This is a genomic window from Nonomuraea sp. NPDC003201 (genome assembly GCF_053590415.1).
This window is the reverse complement of sequence record NZ_JBSFTC010000366.1, coordinates 1-9,922: the sequence shown is the minus strand read 5'-3', so window position 1 is coordinate 9,922 and position 9,922 is coordinate 1. Positions and strand designations below refer to the sequence as shown.

The following is a 9,922-nucleotide window of genomic DNA, read 5'->3' as shown; positions in this document are numbered from 1 at the left end:
TCCCGATGGCCGCCAGCGCGACGACCGCCGCGACCAGGAACGCGGTGGACGTGGCGGCCGGCGCGATCCCGGCCCAGACGAGCAGGGGCACCGCGCCGTACCCGAAGGCGCCGGTGATCAGCCCGACCCGGGCGGCGGGCCGTTCCGGGTACCAGGAGGAGACGACCTCGCCGCAGACCCCGTAGACCAGGCCGGCGCCCAGCCCGCCGAGGAGCGCGTACCCCGCGAAGGCGCCCGGGGCGCTCAGCGGGAGCGCCGCCGCGGCGAGGCCGGCGAAGCTCAGGGCGGCTCCCGCGGCCAGGCTGGTACGGACGCCGAGGCGGCCCCGCCGTACCAGGTGGAGCGCGGGCAGGGCGCCCGCGGCCTGGCAGGCGATCCAGACGGCCAGGAGGGTGAGCCCGGTGGCCTCCTTGGCGAGGAGGGCGGCGTAGCCGTACTGGAGCGGGCTGATCGCCGCCATGGCTCCCCAGGCCAGCCAGAACATGCGCGTGCGGTCGGCGGGGACGGGTCCGGGAAGGTACGAACGCCCGCGCCAGTCTCTAACTGCATTCTCCATACTGTATGGAATATCCAGTAGACGAGAGACTGTCGAGACCCTAGACGAGGGTTTTTCCATACGGTATACCGTCTACAAAGGAGGCTCGAATGGACCTGTACGAGTATCAGGCGAAGGAGCTCTTCGGGCGTCACGGGATCCCGGTCCCGGCCGGCAGGATCGCGGCCACCCCGGCGGAGGCCCGCGCGATAGCGGCCGAGCTGAACGCGCCCGTCGTCATCAAGGCCCAGGTGAAGACCGGCGGACGCGGCAAGGCGGGCGGGATCAGGACCGCGGCCGGGCCGGTCACCGCCGAGGCCGAGGCCGAGCACGTGATCGGGATGGACATCAAGGGGCACGTCGCGCGCAGCGTGCTGGTCGAGGCGGCGACCGTGCCGTTCGAGGAGTACTACGCGGCTTTCCTTGTCGACCGGGCTGAGGGCGGTTTCCTGGCGATGGTGTCCGGCCGGGGAGGCATGGAGATCGAGGAGCTGGCCGCCACCGACCCCGACGCCCTGGTGCGGCTGCCGGTCGACCCGGTGACGGGCGTGGACGCGGACGCCGCGCGCCTGCTGGCGGCCAAGGCGGGGCTGCCCGAGCAGGCGGCCGAGGTGCTGGAGAAGCTGTGGCGGGTCCTGGTCGCGGAGGACGCCCTGCTGGTCGAGGTGAACCCGCTGATCTGCACCACCGACCAGCGCATCGTGGCCCTCGACGGCAAGGTCACCCTGGACGGCAACTCCGCGTTCCGGCACGCCTGGGAGTACGGGGAGGCCACCGGCAGCCTGGAGGACCGCGCCCGGGCCAAGGGGCTGAACTACGTCAAGCTCGACGGCCGGGTGGGCGTGATCGGCAACGGCGCCGGGCTGGTCATGAGCACGCTCGACGTGGTCGCCGGGGCCGGGGCCGCCCCCGCGAACTTCCTGGACATCGGCGGAGGCGCGTCCGCCAAGATCATGGCCGACGGGCTGGAGATCATCCTGGCCGACCCCGACGTGCGCTCGGTGCTGGTCAACGTCTTCGGCGGCATCACCGCCTGCGACGCGGTGGCCAGCGGCATCGTCACCGCGCTCGAGCTCCTCGGCGAGCGCGGCCTGGCCAGGCCCATCGTCGTACGCCTGGACGGCAACAACGCCGAGGTGGGCCGGCGCATCCTGAGCGACGCCCGGCACCCGGCGGTCCGGCAGGTCTCCACCATGGACGGCGCCGCCGAGATGGCGGCCAGACTCGCGGCAGGTGCGTGATGGCGATCTTTCTGACCAAGGACAGCCGGGTGCTCGTGCAGGGCATGACCGGCGCGGAGGGCACCAGGCACACGGCCCGCATGCTGGCCGCGGGCACCGACGTCGTGGCCGGGGTGACGCCCGGCAAGGGCGGCCGGTCCGTGGACTTCGGCGAGCGCTCGGTGCCCGTGTTCGGGTCCGTGGCCGAGGCGATGGGGGAGACCGGGGCCGACGTCTCCGTGGTGTTCGTGCCGCCGCGCTTCACCGGCCCGGCCGTGGAGGAGGCGGTCGAGGCCGGGATGCCGCTGTGCGTGGTGATCACCGAGGGCGTCCCCGTGCACGACGCGGTGCGCTTCCGCGCCCTCGCGCACGGCCGCACCCGGATCATCGGCCCCAACTGCCCGGGGCTCATCAGCCCGGGGCAGTCCTCGGCCGGGATCATCCCCGCCGACATCACCTCCGCCGGGCGCATCGGGCTGGTGTCGAAGTCGGGCACGCTGACGTACCAGCTCATGTACGAGCTGCGCGACCTCGGCTTCTCCACCGCCGTCGGCATCGGCGGCGACCCGGTCGTCGGGACCACCCACATCGACTGCCTCCAGGCGTTCCAGGACGATCCCGGCACGGACGCCATCGTCATGATCGGCGAGATCGGCGGCGACGCCGAGGAGCGGGCCGCCGCCTACATCGCCGCGAACGTCAGCAAGCCCGTGGTCGCCTACGTGGCCGGGTTCACCGCGCCGGAGGGCAAGACGATGGGGCACGCGGGCGCGATCGTGTCCGGCTCGTCCGGCACCGCCCAGGCCAAGAAGGAGGCGCTGGAGGCGGCCGGGGTCCGGGTCGGGCGCACCCCGTCGGAGACCGCCCGCCTCATGCGCTCTGCCCTGAGCCGGCGGGGTGCGGCGTGAGATTCGCCGTCAACCTGTCCATTCTCCTCACGGACCTGCCGCTGCTGGAGCGGCCCGCGGCGGCGGCCAAGGCCGGGTTCGACGCGGTCGAGCTGTGGTGGCCGTTCGGCGTCCCCGACCCCGCGGGCGTCGAGGTGGCGGCGTTGCGGCAGGCGATCGAGGACGCCGGGGTGTGCCTGACCGGCCTCAACTTCGACGCGGGCGACATGGCCGCCGGCGAGCGCGGCCTGCTGGCCAGGCCGGACGGCTCCGCCCGGTTCCAGGCCAACATCGACGTGGCGGTCCGGCTGGCGGGCGAGCTGGGCTGCGGCGTGCTCAACGCCCTGTACGGCAACGATCCCGGCACCGACCGGGCCCTGGCCGTGGCGAACCTGCGCGCGGCGGCCGACGCGGCGGCCTCGATCGGCGCGACCGTGGTGGTCGAAGCCCTCAACTCCCACGAGAACCCGAAATATCCGATCACGTCGTCGCAGGCGGCGTTCGAGCTGATCGACGAGGTCGACCGGGAGAACGTGGCCTTCCTGGCCGACCTCTACCACCTGCACCGGATGGGCGAGGACGTGCTGGAGCTCATCGACCGGCACAGCGCCAGGTTCGGCCACGTGCAGATCGCCGACGACCCCGGCAGGGGACACCCCGGCAGCGGCCGCATGCCGTACGGCGAGATCTTCGCCCGGCTGGCGGCGGCGGGCTACCGGGGCCACGTCGGCCTGGAGTACCGGCACCAGGGGCCGGGCGCGTTCGACTGGAGGCAGGCGTGAACATCGGGTTCGTCGGCTTGGGGATCATGGGCAGCCCGATGGCGGCCAACCTCCTCAAAGCCGGACATGTCGTGACCGGTTATGACGTGAGCGCCGAGCGGGTCGAACAGCTCGTCGGCCTGGGCGGCAAGGGCGCCTCCGGCGTGGTCGACGCGGTCGGCGGCGCCGAGGTGGTGATCACGATGCTGCCCGACTCGCCGCAGGTGGAGGAGGTCGCACCGCTGATCGTCGAGTACGGCCGCCCGAACCTGCTCTACATCGACATGAGCACCATCAAGCCCGAGACCTCCCGCTGGGTCGCCGGGCAGGCGGCGGCCGCCGGCGTACGGGCGGTGGACGCCCCCGTCAGCGGCGGCGAGCGCGGCGCGATCGACGGCACCCTGTCGATCATGGTGGGCGGGGCGGCCGAGGACGTCGAGGCGGCCCGGCCCGTTCTGGGCACCCTGGGCACGACCGTCGTGCACGTCGGCCCGGCCGGCGCGGGACAGACCGTCAAGGCGGCCAACCAGCTCGTCGTCGGCGGCATCTACGGGCTGGTGGCGGAGGCGATCGTGCTGCTCGAAGCCTCCGGCGTGGACCCCCTGGCGGGGCTGGACGTGCTCGCGGGCGGCCTGGCGGGCTCCAGGATCCTGGAGCTCAAGCGGCACACCATGGTCAGGCGGGAGTTCAACCCCGGCTTCCGGATCGACCTGCACCACAAGGACATGGGCATCGCCGTCGCCGCCGCCCGCGAGGCCGGGGTCAGCCTGCCGCTGACCGGGCAGGTCGCCCAGCTCGTGGCCGCGGCCCGGGCGCAGGGCTACGGCTCGCTCGACCACTCCGCCCTCCTGAAGGTCGTGGAAAGGCTGAATGCGTGAACGAGCGAAGCGAGAGAACCAGAAGCACGGCAAAGGGTTTCTCCGCGGGCGACGAAGGAGCCCGCGGAAAAAGGATTCCGTGCATGGAGGCCGTGGTGGCGGTGCTGGAGTCGGAGGGGGTGGACACCGTCTTCGGCATCCCGGGCGCGGCCATCCTGCCGCTCTACGCCGCGCTCCAGCACAGCTCGATCAGGCACGTCACCGTACGCCACGAGGAGGGCGGCACCCACGCGGCCGACGGCTGGTCCAGGGTGACCGGGAACGTCGGCGTCTGCATCGGCACCTCCGGCCCCGCCGGCACGAACATGATCACCGGCCTCTACACCGCCCTGGCCGACTCGATCCCCATGATCTGCGTCACCGGCCAGGCGGTCTCCTCCAAGCTGCACCAGGAGGCGTTCCAGGCGGTGGACATCGTGGAGATCGCCCGGCCGGTGACCAAGTGGGCGGTGCAGCTCAAGGAGCCGGCGCAGGCGCCGTGGGTGTTCAGGGAGGCGTTCAGGATCGCGCGGTCGGGGCGGCCCGGCCCGGTGCTCATCGACCTGCCGGTGGACGTGCAGCGCGGGACCTGCCTGTACGACCGGGAGCTGGACGCGCCGCTGCCCGTCGAGGAGCCTGCGCCGCTGCCCGGAGCCGTGCGCAGGGCCGTGGACCTGCTGGCCGAGGCCAGGCGGCCGATCATCCTGGCCGGCGGCGGCGTGATCATCGCGGACGCGTCCGACCAGCTGCGCGCGCTGGCCGAGCACCTCCAGGTGCCCGTGCAGGTGACGCTCATGGGCAAGGGCGCCTTCCCCGAGGACCACCCGCTGTTCGCGGGCATGGCGGGCATCCAGACCCAGACGCGGTGGGGCAACGCCGCGTTCCTGGAGAGCGACCTGGTGCTGGCCATCGGGGCCCGCTTCGGCGACCGGCACACCGGCGACCTCGACGTCTATCGCCGGGGCCGCACGTTCGTGCACGTGGACATCGAGCCCACGCAGCTCGGCCGGGTCTTCGAGCCGGACCTCGGGATCGTCGGGCACGCCCGGCCGGTGCTCGGGGAGCTGCTGCACGAGGCGCGCCGCCGTGGCGGGCCGCGGCAGCCGGGCAAGTGGGTACGGAAGGTCGCCGACCTGCGCAGGACGATGGCCCGCCGCGACGACTTCGACGACGTGCCGATCAAGCCGCCCCGGGTGTTCAAGGAGATCAACGAGTATTTCGGCAGGGACACCACGTTCGTCACCGCCATCGGGCTCTACCAGATCTGGTCGGGCCAGTTCCAGACGACCTACCTGCCGCGCCGCTACCTGGTGTGCGGGCAGGCCGGGCCGCTGGGCTGGGAGGTGCCCGCGGCGATGGGCGTCAAGTGCGCGCATCCGGAGCGGCAGGTCGTGGCGGTGGTGGGCGACTACTCCTTCCAGTTCCTCATGGAGGAGGTGGCGGTGGCCGCCCAGTACCGGATCCCGTTCGTCATCGTCATGATCAACAACGAGTACCTGGGCCTCATCCGGCAGGCCGAGATCCCGTACGACATGAACTACGCCGTGGACCTGCACTACGGAGAAGGCGGCATCGACCATGTCAAGGCCATGGAGGCGTTCGGCTGCCCGGCGCGCCGGGTGGAGCTGCCGGGCGACATCCGGGACGCGCTGGCCTGGGCGACGGCGGAGTCGGCGCGGGAGCGGCTGCCGGTGCTGGTGGAGGTGATGGTCGAGCGCGAGGCCAACGCCGCCATGGGTCCGTCGCTGGAGGCGATCAAGGAGTTCGAGCCGCTGCCCGAGCTCATCACCGCCGACTGGTCCGACTGAGGAGGAGCGTATGCGGATCAAGCCGGGTACGGCCTGGCGGGATGCCTACGAACGGTGCTGTTCGGCGGCCCCCGAGGCATTCCACGACGACCGGGTGCTCAACCACTGGGGCGGCATCTGGCACCGCGACGGGCGCCCCGTGCCCGGTTTCTCGCCGCTGGACGGCACCGCCATCGCGGGCCTGCCCCGGATCGACCGGGCGGGCGCGGGACGGGCGGTGGCGGGCGCCGTGGAGGAGCACCGGCGCTGGCGGCACCTGCCGCTCGCCGAGCGCAAGGCGATGGTGTCGGCCGCCGTCGAGTCGATGGCCGCCCACCGCGACCTGCTGGCCCTGCTGCTGGTCTGGGAGATCGGCAAGCCGTGGAAGACGGCCTGCGCGGACGTGGACCGCTGCCTGGACGGCGTGCGCTGGTACGTGGCCGAGATCGACCGCATGGTCGCCGGGCGGATGCCGCTGCCCGGGCCCGTCAGCAACATCGCGAGCTGGAACTACCCGATGAGCGTGCTCATGCACGCCATGCTCGTGCAGGCGCTGGCCGGCAACGCGGTGATCGCCAAGACCCCCACGGACGGCGGCCTGTGCTGCCTGACGCTCGCCTGCGCGCTGGCGGTGCGCGAGGGGCTGCCGTTCACGCTGGTGAGCGGGGGAGGGGCGGAGCTGTCGCCGGTGCTGGCCGGCGGGCGGGCGCTGGGCAGCGTGTCGTTCGTGGGCGGCCGGGACGCGGGGGCCAAGGTGGCGACCTCGCTGGCCGACCTCGGGCGGCGGCACGTGCTGGAGCAGGAGGGGCTGAACTGCTGGGGCGTGTGGGAGTACGGCGACTGGGAGCTGCTCACGAGGCAGATCCGGGCGTCGTTCGACTACGGCAAGCAGAGGTGCACGGCCTATCCGCGGTTCGTGGTGCGGCGGTCGCTGTTCCACGAGTTCCTGGGGGCGTACCTGGCGGCGGTGGGGTCGCTGCGGTTCGGCCATCCGCTCGCGGTGGCCGATCCCGGCGATCCGCTGCCGGAGCTGGACTTCGGGCCGCTGATCAACGCCTCCAAGGCCAAGGAACTGGCCGATCAGGTGGACGAGGCGGTGGCCAGGGGAGGGGTGCCGGTGCATCGGGCGTCGCTCGACGCCGGACATTTCCTGCCGGGGCAGGATATTTCGGCGTATTTGGCGCCGACGGCGCTCCTCAACCCGCCCCGCTCCTCACCCCTCTTCCACGCCGAGCCGTTCGGGCCCGTGGACACCATCGTGCTGGTGGACACGGAGGCCGAGCTGCTGGCCGCCATGAACGCCAGCAACGGCGCCCTGGTGGCCACGCTGTCGTGCGACGAGGAGGAGACGTTCCACCGGCTGGCGCCGGAGGTGCGGGCGTTCAAGGTCGGGCACAACCGGCCGCGCTCGCGCGGCGACCGGGAGGAGCTGTTCGGCGGGCTCGGGGCGTCTTGGCGCGGCGCGTTCGTCGGCGGCGAGCTGCTCGTGCGGGCCTCCACCGCGTCCTCCACCGCGTCCTCCACCGCGTCCTCCACTGCGTCCTCCACTGGAGGCCCGGACGGCGAGCGCCTGCCGGGCAACTTCCCGCACTACACCCTGTTGCCCTAGGGGGCGATGAGGCCGAAGCGGGTCGCCGCCAGGAGCACGAGGAAGGTCAGCATGGCGACCCGCATCACCTTTCCGCCGATCCCCAGCGACGGCCACGACAGGTACGCCAGCCAGCCGATGAAGGCGATCGCCGGCAGCACGGCCACGCCGCCCAGCGGGTTGGCCACGGCGAACCCGGCCAGCAGCAGGACCACCAGCACCGTCGGCGCCGTCCAGCGGGGCACCTGCGTGAACAGGTAGGTCATCGGCACGGCGCTGCGCCGCTCGACGGCCTTGCGCAGGCCGGTCGCGCCCGGCGTGAAGAACTGCTCGCCCTTGGGAAGCGGGCGCTTGCTGTCTGAGGCCACACCCAGAGCCTACGGGAGACAGACGGAGGCAGGGCGCCGAGCGGGCGGGCCGCCTGGCGAAGTAGGCGCATCAGATGGGCGTAACGCGTTTAATCTGGTCGGGTGCTCGCCGTGATCCGATACACCGTTCCAGAGTCCCAGTCCCAAGATTTCGTCAAGCAGGGCCACACCATCCTTGACGCGTTCGCCGCCCAGCCGGGCTACCAGCGTGGCAGGCTGGCCCGTTCGGTCGATGAGCCCAACCTGTGGGCCCTGGTCACGGAGTGGGAGGGTGCCGGTTTCTACCGCAGAGCGCTCTCCGCCGCCCGGATGGTGATGTATCCACTGATGATTCTCATGGTCAACGAACCCAGTGCGTTCGAGGACGTTTACACGCAGGAAGGCGCTTAACGATTACTGGCGCGCGAGAGGGTCCGTGCGTCCCCTAAGCTGGGATCTCACCAATTTCACTCGCCGACCTCCAGCCGGAAAGAGAATCAACCAAAATGGCACGACGCACCGACGTCATGGACACCATCGTCAGCCTCGCCAAACGCCGCGGGCTCGTCTACCCGTCGAGCGAGATCTACGGCGGACTGCGCGCGTCGTGGGACTACGGTCCACTGGGTGTCGAGCTCAAGAACAACGTCAAGCGGCAGTGGTGGCTGTCGATGGTCCAGTCGCGCGACGACGTGGTGGGCCTCGACTCCAGCGTGGTGCTGGCCCCCGAGGTGTGGCGGGCCAGCGGTCACGTCGAGACCTTCACCGACCCGCTGACCGAGTGCCTCTCCTGCCACAAGCGCTTCCGCGCCGATCACCTGATCGAGGCGTACGAGGAGAAGAACGGCAAGGAGCCCGAGGGCGGCCTGGCCGACATCACCTGCCCCAACTGCGGCAACAAGGGCACCTTCACCGAGCCCAGGCAGTTCAGCGGCCTGCTCAAGACCTACCTCGGCCCGGTCGAGGACGAGTCGGGCCTGGCCTACCTGCGCCCCGAGACCGCGCAGGGCATCTTCATCAACTACCTCAACGTGCAGCAGTCGGCGCGCAAGAAGATCCCGTTCGGCATCGGCCAGATCGGCAAGTCGTTCCGCAACGAGATCACGCCGGGCAACTTCATCTTCCGCACCCGCGAGTTCGAGCAGATGGAGATGGAGTTCTTCGTCAAGCCGGGCACGGACGAGGAGTGGCACCAGTTCTGGATCGACGAGCGCTACCGCTGGTACTCCGACCTGGGCATCAACAAGGACAACCTGCGCCTTTACGAGCACCCGAAGGAGAAGCTGTCCCACTACTCCAAGCGCACCGTCGACATCGAGTACCGCTTCAACTTCACCGGCTCCGAGTGGGGTGAGCTCGAAGGCGTCGCCAACCGCACCGACTTCGACCTGACCGCCCACTCCAAGGCGTCGGGCACCGACCTGAGCTTCTTCGAGCAGGACACGGGGGAGCGCTACGTCCCCTACGTCATCGAGCCCGCGGCCGGTGTCGACCGCGCCACGCTGACGTTCCTGCTCGACGCCTACAGCGAGGACGAGGCCCCCAACGCCAAGGGCGTCATGGAGAAGCGCACGGTCATGCGGCTCGACCACCGGCTCGCGCCGGTCAAGGCCGCGGTGCTGCCGCTCTCGCGCAACGCCGACCTGTCGCCGAAGGCCCGTGACCTGGCCGCGCAGCTGCGCCGCCGGTGGAACGTCGAGTTCGACGACGCGGGCGCCATCGGCCGCCGCTACCGGCGCCAGGACGAGATCGGCACGCCGTTCTGCATCACGGTCGACTTCGACACGCTCGAGGACCACGCGGTGACCATCCGCGAGCGCGACTCGATGGCCCAGGAGCGCATCTCCATCGACGGCGTCGAGTCCTACCTGCGCCAGCACCTGAACGATTAATTTCGTCCAGCGCTCGTCTCACGGGCCGCCCGCCGTTCTCACGGCGGG

At 71.3% G+C, this 9,922-nt stretch carries 9 protein-coding genes and 1 pseudogene; 8 read left to right on the top strand and 2 right to left on the bottom strand.

Features of this window, described 5'->3' with window-relative positions; genetic code table 11:
• Positions 1-556, bottom strand: a pseudogene (locus ACWDX9_RS54155) (MFS transporter); the annotation flags it as partial.
• 89 nt (positions 557-645) lie between these two features.
• Between ACWDX9_RS54155 and sucC the strand changes: the two are divergent.
• The 6 genes from sucC to ACWDX9_RS54125 all read left to right on the top strand — a co-directional run bounded on the left by sucC (position 646) and on the right by ACWDX9_RS54125 (position 7,656).
• Positions 646-1,776, top strand: a complete 1,131-nt coding sequence (gene sucC / locus ACWDX9_RS54150) for an ADP-forming succinate--CoA ligase subunit beta (RefSeq protein WP_449970124.1) — start codon at positions 646-648, stop codon at positions 1,774-1,776.
• Positions 1,776-2,663 carry a succinate--CoA ligase subunit alpha gene (gene sucD, locus ACWDX9_RS54145; protein ID WP_350725090.1) on the top strand — a complete coding sequence of 296 codons (888 nt, stop codon included), beginning with the start codon at positions 1,776-1,778 and terminating at the stop codon, positions 2,661-2,663. Before sucC ends, sucD begins: the two co-directional genes overlap by 1 nt.
• Entirely contained in the window at positions 2,660-3,424 is a 765-nt protein-coding gene (locus ACWDX9_RS54140; RefSeq protein WP_449970121.1) for a hydroxypyruvate isomerase family protein, read from the top strand. The genes sucD and ACWDX9_RS54140 overlap by 4 nt, the downstream gene beginning before the upstream one ends.
• On the top strand, positions 3,421-4,281 hold the full coding sequence (locus ACWDX9_RS54135; protein WP_449970119.1) for an NAD(P)-dependent oxidoreductase: 861 nt from the start codon (positions 3,421-3,423) through the stop codon (positions 4,279-4,281). The genes ACWDX9_RS54140 and ACWDX9_RS54135 overlap by 4 nt, the downstream gene beginning before the upstream one ends.
• Positions 4,282-4,364: 83 nt before the next feature.
• Complete coding sequence (gene gcl, locus ACWDX9_RS54130; protein ID WP_449970116.1) at positions 4,365-6,068, top strand: glyoxylate carboligase; 1,704 nt, start codon at positions 4,365-4,367, stop codon at positions 6,066-6,068.
• A 10-nt stretch (positions 6,069-6,078) separates the two neighbouring features.
• Entirely contained in the window at positions 6,079-7,656 is a 1,578-nt protein-coding gene (locus ACWDX9_RS54125) for an aldehyde dehydrogenase family protein (RefSeq protein WP_449970114.1), read from the top strand.
• On the opposite strand, the gene ACWDX9_RS54120 is transcribed toward ACWDX9_RS54125, so the two are convergent.
• The gene (locus tag ACWDX9_RS54120) at positions 7,653-8,003 is read right to left on the bottom strand and encodes a DUF6703 family protein (RefSeq protein WP_449970112.1); all 351 of its coding nucleotides are present in this window, start codon (positions 8,001-8,003) and stop codon (positions 7,653-7,655) included. The two genes, ACWDX9_RS54125 and ACWDX9_RS54120, sit on opposite strands and share 4 nt — an antisense overlap.
• Positions 8,004-8,105: 102 nt before the next feature.
• Here ACWDX9_RS54120 and ACWDX9_RS54115 point away from each other — a divergent pair, with 102 nt between their 5' ends.
• Both ACWDX9_RS54115 and ACWDX9_RS54110 read left to right on the top strand, forming a co-directional pair.
• Entirely contained in the window at positions 8,106-8,393 is a 288-nt protein-coding gene (locus tag ACWDX9_RS54115; protein ID WP_449970109.1) for an antibiotic biosynthesis monooxygenase family protein, read from the top strand.
• A gap of 95 nt (positions 8,394-8,488) precedes the next feature.
• Positions 8,489-9,874, top strand: a complete 1,386-nt coding sequence (locus ACWDX9_RS54110) for a glycine--tRNA ligase (RefSeq protein WP_350725101.1) — start codon at positions 8,489-8,491, stop codon at positions 9,872-9,874.
• Positions 9,875-9,922: the final 48 nt, after the last annotated feature.

Coding starts and splice junctions, on each gene's coding strand:
- sucC (WP_449970124.1), top strand. CDS start 646: ATGGACCTGTACGAGTATCAGGCGAAGGAGCTCTTCGGGCGTCACGGG.
- sucD (WP_350725090.1), top strand. CDS start 1,776: ATGGCGATCTTTCTGACCAAGGACAGCCGGGTGCTCGTGCAGGGCATG.
- gcl (WP_449970116.1), top strand. CDS start 4,365: ATGGAGGCCGTGGTGGCGGTGCTGGAGTCGGAGGGGGTGGACACCGTC.
- ACWDX9_RS54125 (WP_449970114.1), top strand. CDS start 6,079: ATGCGGATCAAGCCGGGTACGGCCTGGCGGGATGCCTACGAACGGTGC.
- ACWDX9_RS54110 (WP_350725101.1), top strand. CDS start 8,489: ATGGCACGACGCACCGACGTCATGGACACCATCGTCAGCCTCGCCAAA.